17 protein-coding genes are annotated in these 19,358 nt (G+C 33.7%); 6 read left to right on the top strand and 11 right to left on the bottom strand.

Annotation, left to right across the window (positions count from 1 at the left end; all coding sequences use genetic code 11):
* Positions 1–7: 7 nt before the first annotated feature.
* Positions 8–724 (top strand): quorum-sensing response regulator AgrA, encoded by a 717-nt coding sequence (agrA, locus tag PYW31_RS04200; protein WP_046838132.1) that lies wholly within the window; start codon positions 8–10, stop codon positions 722–724.
* Between the two features lie 58 nt (positions 725–782).
* Here agrA and PYW31_RS04195 read toward each other — a convergent pair whose 3' ends face one another.
* From PYW31_RS04195 to PYW31_RS04170, 6 genes are all read right to left on the bottom strand, one after another.
* A complete protein-coding gene (locus PYW31_RS04195; RefSeq protein ID WP_046838131.1) occupies positions 783–1,748 on the bottom strand; it encodes a carbohydrate kinase family protein in 966 nt (321 codons plus the stop codon).
* Positions 1,745–3,229 carry a sucrose-6-phosphate hydrolase gene (locus PYW31_RS04190; protein ID WP_046838130.1) on the bottom strand — a complete coding sequence of 495 codons (1,485 nt, stop codon included), beginning with the start codon at positions 3,227–3,229 and terminating at the stop codon, positions 1,745–1,747. Before PYW31_RS04190 ends, PYW31_RS04195 begins: the two co-directional genes overlap by 4 nt.
* Positions 3,230–3,328: 99 nt before the next feature.
* Positions 3,329–4,291 carry a LacI family DNA-binding transcriptional regulator gene (locus PYW31_RS04185; RefSeq protein ID WP_046838129.1) on the bottom strand — a complete coding sequence of 321 codons (963 nt, stop codon included), beginning with the start codon at positions 4,289–4,291 and terminating at the stop codon, positions 3,329–3,331.
* A gap of 146 nt (positions 4,292–4,437) precedes the next feature.
* Positions 4,438–4,665 carry a sulfurtransferase TusA family protein gene (locus PYW31_RS04180; RefSeq protein ID WP_046838128.1) on the bottom strand — a complete coding sequence of 76 codons (228 nt, stop codon included), beginning with the start codon at positions 4,663–4,665 and terminating at the stop codon, positions 4,438–4,440.
* Between the two features lie 21 nt (positions 4,666–4,686).
* Positions 4,687–5,781, bottom strand: a complete 1,095-nt coding sequence (locus tag PYW31_RS04175) for a YeeE/YedE family protein (protein ID WP_046838127.1) — start codon at positions 5,779–5,781, stop codon at positions 4,687–4,689.
* Between the two features lie 307 nt (positions 5,782–6,088).
* On the bottom strand, positions 6,089–6,730 hold the full coding sequence (locus PYW31_RS04170; protein WP_046838126.1) for a redox-sensing transcriptional repressor Rex: 642 nt from the start codon (positions 6,728–6,730) through the stop codon (positions 6,089–6,091).
* Between the two features lie 150 nt (positions 6,731–6,880).
* Here PYW31_RS04170 and PYW31_RS04165 point away from each other — a divergent pair, with 150 nt between their 5' ends.
* The gene (locus PYW31_RS04165) at positions 6,881–8,809 is read left to right on the top strand and encodes an ABC-F family ATP-binding cassette domain-containing protein (protein ID WP_046838125.1); all 1,929 of its coding nucleotides are present in this window, start codon (positions 6,881–6,883) and stop codon (positions 8,807–8,809) included.
* A gap of 370 nt (positions 8,810–9,179) precedes the next feature.
* The gene (locus PYW31_RS04160) at positions 9,180–10,772 is read left to right on the top strand and encodes a MutS-related protein (protein ID WP_082104732.1); all 1,593 of its coding nucleotides are present in this window, start codon (positions 9,180–9,182) and stop codon (positions 10,770–10,772) included.
* Between the two features lie 52 nt (positions 10,773–10,824).
* On the opposite strand, the gene PYW31_RS04155 is transcribed toward PYW31_RS04160, so the two are convergent.
* The 5 genes from PYW31_RS04155 to tsaE all read right to left on the bottom strand — a co-directional run bounded on the left by PYW31_RS04155 (position 10,825) and on the right by tsaE (position 14,052).
* Complete coding sequence (locus PYW31_RS04155; protein ID WP_046838123.1) at positions 10,825–11,247, bottom strand: VOC family protein; 423 nt, start codon at positions 11,245–11,247, stop codon at positions 10,825–10,827.
* A gap of 275 nt (positions 11,248–11,522) precedes the next feature.
* Positions 11,523–12,545, bottom strand: coding sequence for a tRNA (adenosine(37)-N6)-threonylcarbamoyltransferase complex transferase subunit TsaD (gene tsaD, locus PYW31_RS04150; protein WP_046838122.1), 1,023 nt, complete (start codon positions 12,543–12,545; stop codon positions 11,523–11,525).
* Positions 12,538–13,002: a ribosomal protein S18-alanine N-acetyltransferase gene (gene rimI / locus PYW31_RS04145; RefSeq protein ID WP_046838121.1), complete on the bottom strand. Its 465-nt coding sequence runs from the start codon at positions 13,000–13,002 to the stop codon at positions 12,538–12,540. Before rimI ends, tsaD begins: the two co-directional genes overlap by 8 nt.
* Positions 12,975–13,637, bottom strand: a complete 663-nt coding sequence (tsaB, locus tag PYW31_RS04140; protein ID WP_046838120.1) for a tRNA (adenosine(37)-N6)-threonylcarbamoyltransferase complex dimerization subunit type 1 TsaB — start codon at positions 13,635–13,637, stop codon at positions 12,975–12,977. The genes rimI and tsaB overlap by 28 nt, the downstream gene beginning before the upstream one ends.
* A complete protein-coding gene (tsaE, locus tag PYW31_RS04135) occupies positions 13,618–14,052 on the bottom strand; it encodes a tRNA (adenosine(37)-N6)-threonylcarbamoyltransferase complex ATPase subunit type 1 TsaE (protein ID WP_046838119.1) in 435 nt (144 codons plus the stop codon). The genes tsaB and tsaE overlap by 20 nt, the downstream gene beginning before the upstream one ends.
* Before the next feature lie 1,318 nt (positions 14,053–15,370).
* On the opposite strand from tsaE, the gene ilvD reads away from it, so the two are divergent.
* The 3 genes from ilvD to ilvN are packed head-to-tail and all read left to right on the top strand — an operon-like array spanning position 15,371 to position 19,333.
* Complete coding sequence (gene ilvD, locus PYW31_RS04130) at positions 15,371–17,059, top strand: dihydroxy-acid dehydratase (RefSeq protein WP_046838145.1); 1,689 nt, start codon at positions 15,371–15,373, stop codon at positions 17,057–17,059.
* Positions 17,060–17,071: 12 nt separating this feature from the next.
* Positions 17,072–18,859, top strand: a complete 1,788-nt coding sequence (gene ilvB / locus PYW31_RS04125; RefSeq protein WP_046838146.1) for a biosynthetic-type acetolactate synthase large subunit — start codon at positions 17,072–17,074, stop codon at positions 18,857–18,859.
* Positions 18,860–19,333 carry an acetolactate synthase small subunit gene (gene ilvN / locus PYW31_RS04120; RefSeq protein ID WP_046838147.1) on the top strand — a complete coding sequence of 158 codons (474 nt, stop codon included), beginning with the start codon at positions 18,860–18,862 and terminating at the stop codon, positions 19,331–19,333.
* The last annotated feature ends 25 nt before the right edge of the window (positions 19,334–19,358 follow it).

Raw genomic sequence — 19,358 nt, 5'->3', positions numbered from 1 at the left:
TGAAAACATGAAAATATTCATATGTGAAGATGATGCAAGACAACGTGAAAACATGATATCAATCATCAACAACTACATCATGATTGAAGAGAAACCCATGCAAATTGAAGTTGCAACTGATGATCCTTATGAAATACTAGAACGTTCAAAAAACACGAGCGACATTGGATGTTACTTCTTAGATATTCAATTAAACTCTGATATTAATGGTATTAAACTCGCAAGTGAAATTCGTAAATATGATCCTGTCGGTAATATTATTTTTGTTACAAGTCATAGTGAACTTACCTATCTTACTTTCGTGTATAAAGTTGCTGCTATGGACTTCATCTTCAAAGATGACCCTGATGAATTAAAATCAAGAATTATTGATTGTCTTAATACCTCTGAATCTAGATTGCAACTACTTTCCAAAGAATCTAATGTGGAAACGATAGAATTAAAACGTGGCAGTAATTCAGTCTATGTTCAATATGATGATGTTATGTTTTTCGAATCCTCTACTAAATCACATAGATTAATTGCTCATTTAGATAATCGTCAAATCGAATTTTACGGCAATCTTAAAGAGCTGGATCAACTTGATGATAGATTCTTCCGATGTCATAATAGTTTTGTTATAAATCGACATAACATAGAGTCTATAGATTCTAAATCACGTATTGTTTACTTTAAAAACAACGAACATTGCTATGCTTCAGTGAGAAACGTCAAGAAAATATAATACATAAAAAGAAGACTTAACATGTGATTATCCACCATGTTAAGTCTTCTTTTTATTGTTATTTAATCAAAGCTTTGTTTACTTCGTCTATAGTAGGAATACTTCCAATTGCTCCATATTGAGTTGTAACCATGGCTGCTACATAATTACTGAATTCAAGTATGGCATGACCATTATTTTTTAATAATTGAATTGGCTCATTACATTCGGAAGTCAATAATTTACTTATTAACGCACCAATAAAGGCATCACCTGCTCCAGTAGTATCAACGGCCGTCACTTTAAATCCTGGTTGTTCAACTACCGTGCCATCTTTCAAATAAATCACAGCCCCGTCTGGACCTTTCGTATAAATTACCGCTTCAACTTTACCTTGAAATAACCATTGAATAGCTTGTAGTTCTTCATTCTGACCGGTGACAAAAGTTAACTCTTCATCCGAAATTTTAACTATATTGGCAAGTGGTATGAATTCTTGAATTGCATGTTTACAATCCGCTTCGTTTTCCCATAGTGGCAATCGTACATTAGGATCAAAAACTATTGTGCCTCCTGCAATGCTCACTTTTTTAATTAAAGCTTTATGTGCTTGCTTCATTGGACTCTCCACTAAATCAACAGAACAAAAATGCAATACATCATCTTGTGTTACATCAATATCCTGAATATACTCTGGTTGATAGAGCATATCAGCGGAAGGCTTCCGATAAAAAGAAAAATCTCGTTCTCCTTCTTTTGTCAAACTGACAAAAGCTAATGCAGTATTGGCTTCGTTTGTACGTTTAATATAGTTGGTATTGACACCTATATCCTCTATTGTTTCTACAATTAAATCACCAAATGCATCATTACCTAATTGGGTAATCATTTCAGCTTTACCACCTAATTTAGTAGTAGCACTCGCTACATTGCAAGGTGCGCCTCCTACTTGTCTCGAAAATCCTTCGACATCTTTTAATTTAGAGTCTGTCGTATTAGGTATAAAATCAATTAAAGCTTCGCCAATCGCTAATAGTCGTTTCATCCTTCATCATCCTTCAAATCATATTTTGTAAATCTAAGGTATACTTGTCCTGATTCTGTGGAAGCTTTTATACCAGTAGCACCATCATCTGTAAATATTCTTGAGGTCATTACACGTTCACCGTTATTACAAAAGATTTCAATACTTGAAGTATCAATAAATATTTGTAAATTTGATAATGGCGTATCTAAATAGGTACTACGTGTAGTACCATCAACGTGTTCTGGTAGTTTGCCACTTTCACTTCGGTCTAATGTTACTTTCTTTGCTCTAGTATTATAAGTAATCAAAGTTGTTTGAGATTTAGACGTTCGTACTTCGAAATATATTTCTGTAGCTTCATTTTCCAATATATCAATAATTAGTTCATACTGTTTACCATCATAAGGATGTAATTGTCTGGTGAATTTATTGGCATAACCTAAAGCCGTTTCTTTATTTGTTCTTAATTGTTCGAGGGCTTTAATAGGTCGTTGCTTTAAGTTACCTTCTTCAACCGAGAGCACACGAGGTATGGTTAAACAATGCGCCCATCCATCTTTATCAGAAGGATAATTTATTTCTGGCAACCCCATCCAACCTATTAAGATACGTTGACCATTTTCGTCTAAAAATGTTTGAGGCGCATAAAAATCAAACCCGTAATCTAATTCATGAAAATCCGCGTGATTCATTTTCAACTGATTGAGATCATATTGTCCCATAATATAACCAGATTGATAAATATTTCGAAATTGCTCACCAGAGGGTTCAATACCTTGCGGACAGAATAGCATTAAATCATGACCATCTAAATCAAAATAATCTGGACATTCCCACATATAACCAAACGCTTCTAAATTGGTTTGAATCTCACCTTGTAATTCCCAATTCACAATATCTGTAGAATAATATTGTAGAATTCTACCTTGCTCTAAATCATTTTGAGCAGCTATTATTGCATAGAAAACACCATCTTTAGTAAATACTTTAGGATCTCTGAAGTGTTGGGTATATCCTTCTGGTGGTGCACTAATGACTGCTTTGGGAAACTTTTCTACACTCCCATCATGATTTACTTTTGCTATGTGTTGTGTGGAAATTCTATTCCAGTCATCATCACGGTGATTTGCTGTATACATGTAATATAAATTGCCATTATATTCAAAGGCGCTACCGCTATATACCCCATGACTATCATCTCTCGTATCTGGCTTCAACGATGGCCCTTCCGCATTAAAATGTATCAAATCTTTACTTGTATATGTATACCAATATTTTAAACCATGCACTGGACCTAAAGGAAACCATTGATGCGATACATAATAAACCCCATTAAAATATATCAATCCATTGGGATCATTCAGTAATCCAGTCTTAGGTTGAATATGAAATGTTTGTCTATATTTAGATTTTTCAACTTGATCAGTTAATATATCAATCGTTTGTTGATCGACCTCCTCATATCTTTGATAGCGTTTTTCTCTCGTCCATTCAGTCATTACAATTTCCTCCTACTATCAACATTTTAACTTTAGTATGTTTATTTTCTGTTTTTGGTACCGGTTCCATATAATTCTATTATATATATTATGTTTCGTCTACCTTTTAAATGATAGCGTCACATCTATCGTTATTCGCGTTTCAATATGTTGTTGTTGAATCATTTGATTTAATTTATTCATCGATACTTCTCCTGCTTGTTCAAAATGATAAATTACTGTACTAATAGATGGAGATACAATTTCGGTAACGGGATCTCCGCCAAATCCAACAATAAGTTGATTTTTTAATTGATTTTTATGCTCCGAGGTGAATTTATGAACTGCTAATGCAATCGAATCTGTAGCACCTACAACTGCGTCATAATGCGTATGGGTTTCCAATTCACTGGCAACATCTATCATCGCTTCTTTATAATTAAAGGAAGTATGCGAAATATGAGGTGTAATACCGTGTGTTCTCAAACCCGCAATCAAGCCTTCTTTTCTATGTATACCAACTGCAATATCACTTTCTGTTACACCAAAGAATTGGACATCTTTATATCCTTTTGTTCCTATAGTGTCACCCACAAGGTATCCAGCATGAAAATCATCATGAATAATACAATGTAAGTCTTTATGTTCTTGACCCACGATAATAACCGGTACATTAATTTTATTAATGACTTCTAAATGTCTTTGTGTAATTTCTGTAGCCATCAATATAATACCGTCGACTTTACTTCTGTAAAAAGTTTCTAAGGCATCTATCTCCAATTCAACATCTAAATTGGTATAATTTAGCAATAACCTATAGTTTAAATCATTACACACTGATTTTACGCCTTTTATCGTTTCATCTACTGCATAAGAATTCATCCTAGGTATAATTGCACCAATCATATTTGTTCTATGCGCTCTTAAACTTTGCGCAAATTGATTAGGTTGATAGTCATTTTCTTGAATGATTTTATCCAATTTTTGCTTTGTTTTTACACTTACCGACCCGTTATTTAGATATCTAGAAACAGTACTCTTTGATACGCCAGCAATTTTTGCAATATCAGCAATATTTTTCATAGTCTTCTCACTCTCATTAATTAGCTATTGTAAACAGTATTCATTCTATCATATTGCAACCGCTTTAAATACTATTTAAAACAAAAACCAACTTAGATAATTAAGTATATAACTCCTAATTATTGCAAGTTGGTTTATGCTTTGTTTTATTCAGATTTTTGAATCGTAATCGTCCATGAAGCATCGTCTAGTTGTTCGTAGTTCGTTATAGGATAACCTTGTTCTGCTGCCCAGTTTGGTAATGCCTCTGTAGCTTGCGTGCAGTCAAAATCTATTTTTAATTCATCACCGTTATCTAACGTGTTCATTTTCTTCTGAGCTTCAATTAAAGGGAATGGACAAACCATTCCGACTGTTCCTAATTCATATACCATTATGCATTTCCTCCTTCAAAATTAAGTTGTTTGCGTATGAGAAGATACTGTATTTTTTTCTGTTTGTGATGCACTTTGCGCTTTCTTCATTGGTCTAATAAAAATAAAATAACTCATGAACCATGCGCCTAATATCATAGATACGAGTGCAATCCAACCTTTCCAAGACATCGTTGCTGTTTCAACTAGGCCGTTGCCAATTGAACATCCACCTGCTACTGAAGCACCAAATCCCATGCAAATACCACCAATGACACTATTACGTATCGTTTTCTTATCTGGCAATCTCCATTTAAATTCTCTTGAGCCTCTAGCTGCAATATAAGATCCTAAGAATATCCCAAGCACAAGGAATACGCCCCAGTCTATTAGTTTTGTATCACCTGTCACTAAAAATTGAATTATATTCGCTGATGGCGTCGTTATACCTAATCCATACATTCTACCTGTCGTTTCACTTACAGGCCATGCAAGTAACGCAATTAATCCTACCGCAATGGCTGCAACAAATGGGTGGTATTTTTTTTCAAATAAATAATGGCGTACACCTGTAAATTTTTGTTTTAATTTTGGTACTGCAAATTTAGGTTTTGGTTTACGTAACGTTTTAGTTACAAAAATCACTGTAATGATTGTTAATAACGCTACCCATACCCAAGTAGGAATACCTGTCGTTTGTGACATACTTGTATTTACTGTTGTCGGTTTATTCAAACCATTCATTAATGGTAACAGAATACCAAATTTAGTTGCAGCTGAAGTAAATGCGTAAGCTATCAGTGCTAACCAACTTCCGATTAATCCCTCTCCTGCTCTATACCAAGTACCTGTTGCACAGCCACCTGATAAAATAATACCTATACCAAAAATAAATGAACCGATAACCGTACCAATAATTGGATACGTTGATTCTGGAATTTGAACCATTCCAGTAGATGTCAGTATCAGTAACCCAATACTTTGAACAGTTATTGCAATCAATAAGGCATAAAACATTTTATTGTTTTTTTGCACATACATATCTCTAAATCCACCTGCTAAACAAAACCTTGTCCTTTGCATAACAAAGCCCAAAAGTGCTCCCACAACAAGACCACTAATTATTAACCAAGTCATTCCATAACCTCTTTCCCGATAAAATCAATAAGATTAATGATATTAGAAATTGTATAAAATTTCAACCTCTATACTCATATACTTCATCAGAAAAAGTTGTTTCTAAATATTATTACAAATCAAGCGCGAAAATTAATTACAATTAATGAAGCTTTGTAATACGAGATAATGCATTCAATTGTCAATTTAACTTAACCCTCATCTTGTAATCCAATGCAAAACACTTATAAAAAAGCTAGCTTACTCAATACACAACGCATCGTATCACGTCTAGTATTGATTATAAGCTAGCTTTACTTTACCTATATTATTTATTGCTATAATTTTTCATAAAGAATAATAACGACTGTAATTCAATCCCTAAATCAATATGATGTACTTGAACATCAGATGGCGTTATTACACGACTCGGAGTAAAGTTTAATATACCTTTCACACCTGCTGCTACTAAAGTGTCTGCCACTTGTTGTGCTACATCTTCAGGTGTGGTCAATATGACAATATCTATATCTTCTCGTGTAAGTATGTCAGTAATTTCATTATATGCACTTACACTGACATTACCTATTTCTGTCCCTATTACTTCATCTCGTATATCAAAAGCTTCCGTTATCGTCATCTCATCATGTATAGAGAAATTATATGTTAATAATGCTTTCCCTAAATTCCCTACACCTACGATTGCAATCTTAATTTCGTCATTTTCACTTATTTCATTTTTAAAAAAATGTAATAAACTATCTATGTTATAGCCATAGCCTTTTTTGCCAAGCTCACCAAAGTATGAAAAATCACGACGGATAGTTGCAGAATCAATATTTAATCCTTCACTAATAGCTTTTGAATTAACTCTATCAATGCCTTTAGATTTCAATGTATTGACGAATCTATAATACAACGGTAAACGTTTCAATGTGGCACGAGGAATCTTTTCGCTTTGATTAGCCAAGATGTTGTCCCCCTATTTCATTATCTAATACTGAATAATCTTATAATCACTACAACATTATACATTAATGACTAATAAAAATAAACACTGATAGTTTTATCCAAGCCTTGAATACTGTAGAATGATAATGAATAGAGAGGTGCAAATCAGATGATACTATTACAACTTAACGACATATCAAAATCATTCGATGGAGAAGACATTTTTAATAATGTAGATTTCGAAGTTAAAACTGGCGAACGTATAGGCATTGTAGGTCGAAATGGTGCCGGAAAATCTACTTTAATGAAAATTATTGCTGGCGTCGAAGATTATGATACTGGACAAATTTCTAAAATTAAAAATCTTAAATTAGGTTATTTGACCCAACAAATGACTTTAGATACGAAACAAACTGTTTTTGAAGAAATGTCAAAGCCATTTGAACATATGAAGCAAATGGAAATGGAAATGAAGAAAGAAACAGATTGGTTAGCACAGCATGCAAATGAATATGATACCGAAGATTACAAATATCATATCGATCGTTATGAATCATTATCTAATCAATTTGAGCAACAAGAAGGTTACCAATATGAAAGTAAAATTAAAACTGTACTACATGGTTTAAACTTTACAGAAGCGGATTTTAATCGTCCTATTAATGATTTTAGCGGAGGACAAAAAACACGTTTATCACTAGCACAAATGCTACTAAGTGAACCTGATTTATTACTATTGGATGAGCCTACTAACCATTTAGATATGGAAACAACGCAATGGCTTGAAGGTTACCTTAATTACTTTAAAGGTGCTATCGTCATTATCAGTCATGACAGATACTTCTTAGATAAAATTGTCAATCAAGTATATGATGTAGCGCTTGGAGATGTACAACATTATGTAGGTAATTATGGTCAATTTATAGAGCAAAGAGATAAATACTATGAGAAACGTATGCAAGAATATGAAAATCAGCAAGCTGAGATTAAACGTCTTGAAACGTTTGTCGAAAAAAATATTGCTCGTGCTTCGACTACTGGTATGGCCAAAAGTCGACGTAAAATGCTAGAAAAAATTGAACGTGTGAGCAAACCTATGATTGATGCTAAAAGTGCGAACATTCAATTCGATTTCAATCGAAACACAGGTAACGATGTCTTCCATATAAAAAATTTAGAAATCGGTTATGAAACTCCAATAACTAAAGGCATTAATATGGAAATCACTAAGGGCGATCACGTAGCTATTATTGGACCCAATGGTATAGGTAAATCAACCTTAATCAAAACTATCGCCGGTATACAAGAGAAGTTAAATGGTGAAATTACCAAAGGTGCTAATTTAAAAATAGGCTATTACGATCAAAAGCAAGCTGAATTTAAATCAAATAAAACAATTCTCGATTACCTTTGGGATCAATATCCTACAATGAACGAAAAGGATATTCGTGCTGTTTTAGGACGATTTTTATTCGTTCAAGAAGATGTAAAAAAAATAATTAATGACTTATCTGGTGGCGAAAAAGCTAGATTACAATTAGCATTACTTATGTTAGAACGCAATAATGTACTCATCTTAGATGAACCTACCAACCACTTAGACATTGATTCAAAAGAAATGTTAGAGCAAGCTTTAGACCATTTTGAAGGTACAATATTATTCGTCTCGCATGATCGTTACTTTATAAATCAATTAGCAAATAAAATTTTAGATTTAGATCATGATGGCGGCACAATTTATTTAGGTGACTATCAATATTATATTGAAAAATTAGAAGAAAAAGCAGCTATTCAGGCGAAAAAAGAATTAGATAATCCTTCACAGTCGGATATTGTAGCTCAACAAAGTAATACTTATATTGATCAGAAACAGCAAAAACGTGAGCAAAGACAAATTGAGCGAAAAATAGAGCAATGTGAAGTACAAATTGAAAGTTATGAACAAGAAATTAGTGACCTCAACGAACAACTCACCTTACCTGATATTTATTCAAACCCAGACAAAGCAAATGACATAGCAATTAAAAAAGCAACAGCCGAACAGCATTTAGAAGAAGTTATGGCTGAATGGGCAGAATTACAAGAAATGTTGTTATAACACACATTAAGTGTATCAAAGTGAAAGTAGACTATTCTACTTTCACTTTTTTTATTATATATTCCTACTTTCATTCTATTCACAATGAATTTCCCTTTGTTATGGCTATCCACAGAGTTATCCCAGTTATCCACAGGAGAATTCGAAGCTTTTCTTGTTTTTAATTTTCAGAAATCGGAGCATATCCACATAGATAACCACCACTTATCCACACGTTATACACTTTTTGTTGATAAGTACGCATGTTCCCTATTGACTTTTAAACAAACGCAACATGTCTTTGTACAAACTGTCATTTGTTCAAATCAAACAACCATGTCATAATTAAAGTGTATTGTTTCGCAATATTAAGAAAGGAATGACCTTATTTATGCCCACACTATTATGGTTTTTTATCGCCTTTGTTGTAGCTGCTATTTTAATCACATTATCATCAAAAATCATAGGTAATAAAAAACTAAAACACAATATTCAATCTTTATGGGATAGACGAAAACCTTTAGAAAATTTTATACGCCCTTATCACAGATATAGTTATCAATATGATTCTTTCAAGCATCAATATGATGCGCACATTCTTTTAGATGATAAAACATGGTCTGATTTAAATATGGATGCTGTATTTGATAAGATGAATTTTAATTTCACTGCAATTGGTGAAATGAGATTATATGCTACATTAAGACGTATGTTCGAAGTTAAAGATAGTAAACTTATTAGACATTTTAAAACAGATGTCTCTTTTAGACAGCAGATTTCTTTCCATTTAGCACAAATAGGCAAAGCGATTTATCCTATGTTTCCTAACCAATTATTGTATGTAAAACGTAATAACTTTTTCATGCTGTGTACATACTTACCTTTGATTTTTTTAATCGCGACCTTTTTTGCGCCTAGTATCGGAATAATATTAACCATTTTTTCGTTAATTTTTAACATGATTTTAAGTGGTTCGTTAAAAAAAACATTTGATCAAGATTTAAATTCCATGTTTTATACGTCAACCGTTATTAAAAAGGCCTATGATATACATAATTTAGAACAAGCGCCTAAGTTAAATGTTAACTTCAATCATTTTAAAACGGCACGCAAATTTAGTGGATTGTTAGGTCGCATTAATTCTAATGATGAAGCTTTTGTTATTGCTATGCTATTTAAATTAATGTTTATGTTGGATTATCAAATATTCCATTTAATTCAAAAGAGTTTCAAAACTTATGATGAAGAAGTTATGGCTTGTTATGAGTACATCTCTAGTATCGATAATCATTATTCCGTCGCATTATGGAGAGAAACATTAGATAATTACACTGTTCCTGAGCGCACACAAGCTGATGTTCTTGATTTTGATGAGCTAACTCACCCTCTCATTTCTGAGGCTATCTCAAATGATTTAAAAATAAAGTACCCTATCTTACTCACAGGATCAAATGCATCGGGTAAATCTACTTTTATGAAAGCAGTTGCGTTAAACCTTGTCTTAGCACAAACTGTAGACACTGTTACAGCATCTCGCTTCACTTATAAGCCAGGTTTAGTCTATACTTCAATGGTCAATCAAGATGATATATTATCAGGTGATAGCTATTTTATGACAGAAATCAAATCGATAAGACGTTTATTTGAGCTTCATTCCCAAAGTAAAGTATATTGTTTTATTGATGAAATTTTTAAAGGTACTAATACAACCGAACGTATTGCCGCTTCAGAATCGGTATTGAGTTATTTAGACCAACTTTCTGGCTATCACGTTATCGCAGCTACACATGATATTGAACTATCCTCATTATTAGAAAAAACCTATGAGAATTTTCATTTTAATGAATCCATAGCTGATGATAACATTGTCTTTGACTATAAAATCAAAGCGGGTAAAGCAAACACACGTAATGCGATTGAACTGCTAAGAATCATGGACTTCCCACATCAAATCTATAATCGCGCCAAGTCAAAAGTAGACTGATTATATAAAGAAGGCCCTTTTATTTTGATAAAAGGGCCTTCTTTATATTGATTTATTCAGCATTAATCATCCAAGTTACACCAAATGGATCATTAAACATACCATATAGTTTAGACCATTCCGTTTTACCTAATGGCATTGTCGCTTTACATCCACCTTCGATGGCTTTATTATAAAATGCCACCGCTTTATCCTTATCCGCTTCATTCGTATAATCAAATGTAAAAACTGCAATTGCACCACTATTATCTATCTTTTTATTGTCCATTGTATCACTACAATAAAACGTTTCACCTAATATTTCAAAAGATGCATGCATCGTAAAATCATCATCTACTTGGTATTCCTTAGGCATATCGTCAAACATCTCATCATCTCCACCGAGCCGTTGAATATTCGTTGCACCTAAGTGTTTTTCATAAAAGTTCAAAGCTGACAAGCTATTTTGAAAGTTAAAATATTGAATTGATTTCATCTATAATTCCTCCTTTAAATTTCATTTATTTGCGCAGTTTTACTATCTATAATTACAAATTACATTTTTTAATTCTACTTATAGCTATACCCTTTTACAGTTCGTATAAAAACGTTTCAATAAATTATCCCATTGTCCTTTAAAAAATATCCAAAGTAAAAGGCCACGTTACTATTTACGTAACATGGCCTTTCATTTTAAACATCAAACACTTGGGTTTATTTACACTGTTCGTTAGTGTCTATTTAATCGTTACAACACGAGGTTAATCATAACTATATTGAAAAGGATTCAATATCCATGCTGTTAAATCCATTTAATGTCATATCAGCTGTTAAGCCTGCTTGATATAAATAATACCCTGCTGCTCCAATCATTGCAGCGTTATCTGTACACAATGCTGGGCTTGGTATAGACAATGCAATATTTTGTGAAGCACACGCTTCTACTAGATTTGAACGTAATCCTTTATTACTAGCTACGCCTCCAGCAACAAGAAGTTGTTTCACATTATAATGTTTACAAGCCGAAATTGATTTCCCTACCAATACTTCTACCACACTGTTTTGAAAACTTGTAGCCACGTCCGCATGATTAATATTTTCACCTTTTTGACGTAAATTATGCAGTTTATTGATTACTGCGCTTTTCAATCCACTAAAGCTAAAATCATAGCTATCTTTATCGAGCCAAACTCTTGGAAAATGATAACTATCCTGCCCTTCACTTGCTAGACGATCAACTTGAGGCCCACCTGGATAATTAAGACCAATCGTTCTTGCCACTTTATCATATGCTTCACCTACAGCATCATCTCTCGTTTCACCAATCACTTCAAAACTCAAATGGTCTTTCATATATACGAGTTCTGTATGACCACCTGAAACAATCAATGCCATTAATGGGAACTGTAAGGGCTCCTCTAAATTATTGGCATAAATATGCCCAGCAATATGATGTACAGGTACTAAAGGCTTATCATAGGCAAAAGCTAAAGCTTTGGCTGCATTAATACCTACGAGTAACGCACCAATTAATCCTGGACCTTGTGTCACTGCAATTGCATCAACATCGTTCATTGTAATCTCAGCCTCAATAAGCGCCTCATCAACAGTTGTTGTAATTCCTTCAACATGATGGCGACTTGCAACTTCTGGAACTACACCACCAAAACGCTTATGGCTCTCTATTTGACTTAATACGATATTTGTTAATATTTCAGTACCATTTTTAATAATACTTACACTTGTTTCATCACAACTCGACTCTATTGCTAATATTAATGTTTCTTTACTCATTTAAATTCACCCACATTACTAACGCATCCTCACCTTGACCATAATAATTTTTTCGTTTTCCTCCAAATTGAAAACCTAAGTTTGTATAGACATGTTGTGCAACATCATTATCTACACGTACTTCTAAACTCATTACGTCACATTTTGTTTGTACATAATTCATTGCATATTTTAATAACAATTGCCCTAGACCATAGCCTCTATATGCTTCATCAATGGCAACCGTCGTTACTTGTGCTTGATCAATTACTATCCATACGCCAATATATCCTATTATTTTGTCCTTAAACTCTACAATGAAATAATGCGCAAATTCATTTTGTTCTATTTCATGATAAAACGCATCAATCGTCCAACTACTATCATTAAAACTATTTCGTTCAATATCAAATACTTGCGGCACATCACTTTTAGCCATTAAGCGAATATTTAGTTCTTGTTCTTCTGGTTTAACCAATTACGTTCAGCCTCAGATAATTTAATATAGTTTGGTTTAAATTGATGGACATTTGCAGGCGTATTTATAAGTGTTTTCATTAGTTTGGCTTGTGGTATGTTAGGTTCACAAGAACTATCAAGTAAATGATTTAAATGTTCGGTATCTATGCCTATAAATTTATATGCTTGCCCTTTTTCGTGTAACAATGATAGTAATTCCTTTATAGGTAAGTATTGATCTGCTTCAACTTCTACTATTTGTCCAGCTTGATATTGATATATCCCGGTATATACTGCTTCACGTCTAGCATCAAAGATTGGAACAATCAAGCGTCCATCTTCTTCAGCAGTAGCTGCTAAAGCTTTAAGTGATGATACGCCATATAATTCTGTATTTAAAGCATAAGCCAATGTTTTGGCAACTGTAACCCCTATTCTCAAGCCAGTATATGAGCCAGGTCCCTCTGCCACAACAATTGCATTAATATCTGTTTTATCTAATTGACTTTCAGCAATAACTTGCTCTATCGCAGGCATTAACTGTACAGAATGATTCTTTTTTAAATTCGAATTAATTTCACTTAGCACATTATCATCTTGCATCACTGCAACTGACATCGGTTGATTCGATGTATCAATCATTAGATAATTCACTTTCAACTGCCTCCTTTATTGTTGAATAATGATTGCCTTCAGCTATCATTTCAATACTCCGTTCTGTGTTACCTATTGTTGTAATATTTATTGTTAAATGAGTTGAAGGTAAAAATTCTTCTATAAATTGGCTCCACTCAATCAAAATGACCGCCTCATCTTCAAAATACTCATCAAATCCTAAATCTTCTTCCGAATTTTCTAATCTATAACAATCCATATGATGTAATTTCAAATTTGTACCTTGATATGACTTAATAATATTAAATGTTGGCGAATTAATATTACGCTTCACACCCAAAGCTTTACCAATCATTTGACTCAGTGTAGTTTTCCCTGCACCTAAGTCACCATTGAGTAAAATCAAATCACCTTGAGATAAGTGCTTCGCTAACGTTTCACCAAACATAGCCATATCATCTAAACCCTTGATATTAATGACGTCCCTCTCCTTTTTATCGCCAGTTCTCAATTTATTGAGATTACTGGCGGTTATGCATGAGTTTGCTCATGTATACTTCTTAAACAGTTCTCAATTTATTGAGATTACTGGCGGTTATGCATGAGTTTGCTCATGTATACTTCTTAAACAGTTCTCAATTTATTGAGATTACTGGCGGTTATGCATGAGTTTGCTCATGTATACTTCTTAAACAGTTCTCAATTTATTGAGATTACTGGCGGTTATGCATGAGTTTGCTCATGTATACTTCTTAAACAGTTCTCAATTTATTGAGATTACTGGCGGTTATGCATGAGTTTGCTCATGTATACTTCTTAAACAGTTCTCAATTTATTGAGATTACTGGCGGTTATGCATGAGTTTGCTCATGTATACTTTTTAAACAGTTCTCAATTTATTGAGGTTACTGGCGGTTATGCATGAGCTTGCTCATGTATACTTCTTAAACAGTTCTCAATTTATTGAGATTACTGGCGGTTATGCATGAGTTTGCTCATGTATACTTCTTAAACAGTTCTCAATTTATTGAGATTACTGGCGGTTATGCATGAGTTTGCTCATGTATACCTCTTAAACAGTTCTCAATTTATTGAGATTACTGGCGGTTATGCATGAGTTTGCTCATGTATACCTCTTAAACAGTTCTCAATTTATTGAGATTACTGGTGGTTATGCATGAGTTTGCTCATGTATACCTCTTAAACAGTTCTCAATTTATTGAGATTACTGGTGGTTATGCATGAGTTTGCTCAATATAAGTAATATCTTCGCTAACATGAATTTCTGTAATGAATATACCAATAGTTTCTATCTACAATGTAAAAGATTATAAGTGAATTGAAAGAAATTATTGATGCTTCTATTAAATTAACTCTTATAGTTTAACAAATTTTTAAGCATTTTACGTCACAGCGATACAACTTCTTAGTTAAACTTAAAATAGTTAGAATTGAAAGAAAATTGCAAATAATTGTTGACACACCCCCTACATTGTAGTAAATTTAATTTATCAAATTTTTAGATATTTCAAACAAATCAAAAATAATAAACCATTCTATCGAGAGGAGTATAATAAAATGACCCAAAATTCAATGCACTACAAACCAACAACTTCAAATATTTTAGTCATTTTATTATGCTCGTAGGACTGGAACTTTAGTAAAGCAACTACTAAACGTTTAAGTCCTATTTCTAGTTGAATGGGACTTAAAAGCGTCCCAATTATTTATTGGGACGCTTTTTTATTTTCAATTTTATGGGGGAATTATACATGAGAAGCGATATGATCAAAAAAGGAGATCAACAAGCTCCAGCAAGAAGTCTTTTACACGCTACAGGTGCATTAGAGAAACCAACTGATATGAATAAACCTTTCGTAGCTGTTTGTAATTCATACATCGATATTGTTCCAGGACATGTTCACTTAAGAGAATTAGGAGATATAGCTAAAGAAGCAATTCGTGAAGCTGGTGCTATTCCTTTTGAATTCAATACTATTGGCGTAGATGATGGTATCGCAATGGGACATATTGGAATGAGGTACTCTCTACCTTCGAGAGAAATCATTGCAGATGCTGCTGAAACAGTAATTAATGCACATTGGTTCGACGGTGTATTTTACATCCCTAACTGTGACAAGATTACTCCAGGTATGTTACTTGCATCAGTAAGAACAAATGTACCAGCTATATTTTGTTCAGGTGGTCCAATGAAAGCTGGCTTATCTTCTGAAGGTAAAGCATTAACATTATCTTCAATGTTTGAAGCAGTTGGTGCATTTAAAGATGGTTCTATTTCAAAAGATGAATTTTTAGACATGGAACAAAATGCTTGCCCTACCTGTGGTTCTTGCTCAGGAATGTTTACAGCTAACTCGATGAACTGTTTGATGGAGGTCTTAGGCTTAGCATTACCATACAATGGTACAGCATTAGCAGTCAGCGACCAACGTAGAGAAATGATAAGAGAAGCTGCATTCAAATTAGTAGATAATATTAAAAATGATTTAAAACCTAGAGATATCATTACTGAAGACGCAATTGACGATGCTTTCGCATTAGACATGGCAATGGGTGGTTCTACAAACACTGTATTACACACATTAGCTATCGCAAATGAAGCGGGCATTGATTATGATTTATCTAAAATCAATGAAATTGCTAAGAAGACACCGTATCTTTCAAAAATTGCTCCAAGTTCTTCATACTCAATGCACGATGTTCATGAAGCAGGCGGCGTACCAGCAATTATAAATGAATTATTTAAAAAAGAAGGTACATTACACCCTGACCGTGTTACAGCAACAGGCAAAACGCTTAGAGAAAATAACGAAAACAAAGAAATTTTAAACAGTGATGTTATCAGACACTTAGACAATCCCTATGATAAACAAGGTGGTCTTTCAATACTCTATGGTAATTTAGCTCCAAACGGTGCAGTTATTAAAGTCGGTGGTGTTGATCCTTCAATTAAAGTATTTAAAGGTAAAGCAATTTGTTTCGATTCACATGATGAAGCTGTAGAAGCAATTGATAACCATGTTGTTCGAGAAGGACACGTCGTTGTTATTCGATACGAAGGGCCTAAAGGTGGTCCAGGAATGCCTGAAATGTTAGCACCTACTTCTTCAATTGTCGGTAGAGGCTTAGGAAAAGATGTAGCATTAATTACAGATGGTCGTTTTTCAGGAGCAACTAGAGGTATTGCAGTAGGACATGTATCTCCTGAAGCAGCATTTGGTGGTCCAATTGGGTTAATTAGAGATGACGATGAAATTATCATTGATTTAACAAACCGTACTTTAGATGTAGATGTTTCGACAGAAACTTTAGATTCTAGAAAGCAAGACTTGAAACCTTTTAAAGCCAAAGTAAAAACTGGTTACCTTGCGCGTTACACGGCGTTAGTTACAAGTGCAAATACAGGCGGCGTTATGCAAGTACCCGAAAACCTTATTTAAGGAGTGAGAACAATGTCTAAACAAACAAAAACGCTTGATTATGAAATGTCAGAAAATTTCGATTATTTAGAAGCTGCTGAATCCATAGAACCAGAAGTTGAATTAGAACAAGAGACAGTAGATAAAATGAGATCTGGTTCAGAGTTATTAGTCGAATCACTAGTAAATGAAGATGTTGACTTTATCTTTGGTTATCCAGGAGGCGCTGTGCTCCCATTATACGATACATTTTATGATGCTAAGATCAAACATATCTTAGCAAGACATGAGCAAGGTGCTACACATGCTGCTGAAGGATACGCACGTGTATCTGGAAATACCGGTGTTGTAGTCGTGACGAGTGGCCCAGGAGCTACAAATGCGATTACTGGTATTGCTGATGCTTACAGTGACTCATTACCCTTGGTAGTTATAACAGGACAAGTTGCAACACCAGGTATCGGTAAAGACGCCTTCCAAGAAGCAGATTTATTGTCAATGACGACGCCTATCACAAAACATAATTATCAAGTAAAAAATGTAAGTGATATTCCTAAAATTATTCATGAAGCTTTCCATATCGCTAATACAGGTAGAAAAGGACCAGTAGTTATAGATTTCCCTAAAGATATGGGTGTGCTCTCAACGAATACACCGGTAACTGATGAATTAGAACTTCCGGGTTATTCTATTCCTGATAAACCTAAGAAAGATGATATTCAAAAATTACGTGACTACTTGAAAAGTGCAAAAAAACCAATTGTACTTTCTGGCGCTGGTATTAATCATGCAAAAGCAAATAAAGTATTCACAGAATTTGTAAATAGACATCAATTACCTGTAGTAAGCACCCTTCTTGGCTTAGGAGCAATTCCTTATGAACACCCCCTATTCTTAGGAATGGGAGGTATGCATGGATCATATGCTAGTAACATGGCATTAACAGAATGTGACTTACTCATTAACTTTGGCAGTAGGTTTGATGATAGATTAGCAAGTAACCCTGACGAATTTGCACCAAATGCCAAAATAGTCCACGTTGACATTGATCCTTCTGAAATAAATAAAGTGATTAAAGTAGATTTAGGTATTGTTGCCGATTGTAAAGCAACTTTGGAAGCTTTATTAGATTTTGAAAGTTATTCTATTAAACATGAAAATTGGTTAGAAACGTGTAATTCGAATAAGGCACAACATCCTTTTACTTATAAAGATGATGAAGATGGTACTTTCTCTAAACCACAACGTACGATTGAATATATTGGAGATATCACAAATGGTGATGCAATTGTAACCACTGACGTAGGACAGCATCAAATGTGGGTTGCACAATTCTACCCATTTAAAAATCACGGTCAACTTGTTACAAGTGGTGGTTTAGGTACTATGGGATTCGGTATACCATCAGCGATTGGTGCTAAGTTAGCTCAACCTGACAAAACAGTTATTGCCTTTGTTGGTGATGGTGGCTTCCAAATGACCAATCAGGAAATGGCTATTTTAGACGAATACGGTATTAATATTAAAATCGTATTAATCAATAATGGTACGCTAGGCATGGTTAAGCAATGGCAAGATAAATTCTTTAATAAACGTTTTTCTCACTCAGTATTTAATGATCAACCAGATTTTATAAAATTATCTGAGGCTTATAATGTAAAAGGTTATCTAATAGATGATCCAACACAATTAGAACAACAACTTGACGAAGCTTTCCAGTACGACGGTCCAGCTTTAATTGAGGTTCGCATTTCACCAGTTGAAACAGTATCTCCTATGGTACCAAGTGGTAAAGCTAACCATGAGATGGAGGGACTATAAATGAGAAGAACTTTTAGAACTAAAGTAAGAGACAAGGCAGGTACTTTAAACAGATTAACAAGTATCTTTGTTCGTAGACAGTTTAATATTGTTACGTTATCTGCCACGCCTACACTAGAAGAAGGAACCTCTGATATCACTTTTGTAGCTGAAGTGCCTGATACAGATGTATTACGTAATCTAATACAACAATTAGAGAAACAAATTAATATTATACATGTAGAAGACATTACAGATACAAATACTTATAACAGAGAACTCGTACTTGTTAAATTGAAAACACCAAAAGATCAAAATGAATTACAAAAAGTTATTAAACCGTATGATGCGCTAGTATCTATTCTGAAAAATGAAGAGCCTTTTACGTATCTTCAGGCATCAGGTCCACAATATACGATGGATAATCTATTAGATGACCTATCATCATATCAAATTGAACAAGTTTCTAGAACAGGTTCAGCTGGTATTATCTAGCTAAATTTTTTAGAAAATTGCAAAT

It is taken from the genome of Staphylococcus succinus (assembly GCF_029024945.1).
Classification (GTDB): Bacteria; Bacillota; Bacilli; order Staphylococcales; family Staphylococcaceae; genus Staphylococcus; species Staphylococcus succinus.
Note: the sequence above shows the minus strand (reverse complement) of the source record. Positions and strands in the feature narration are given on the sequence as shown.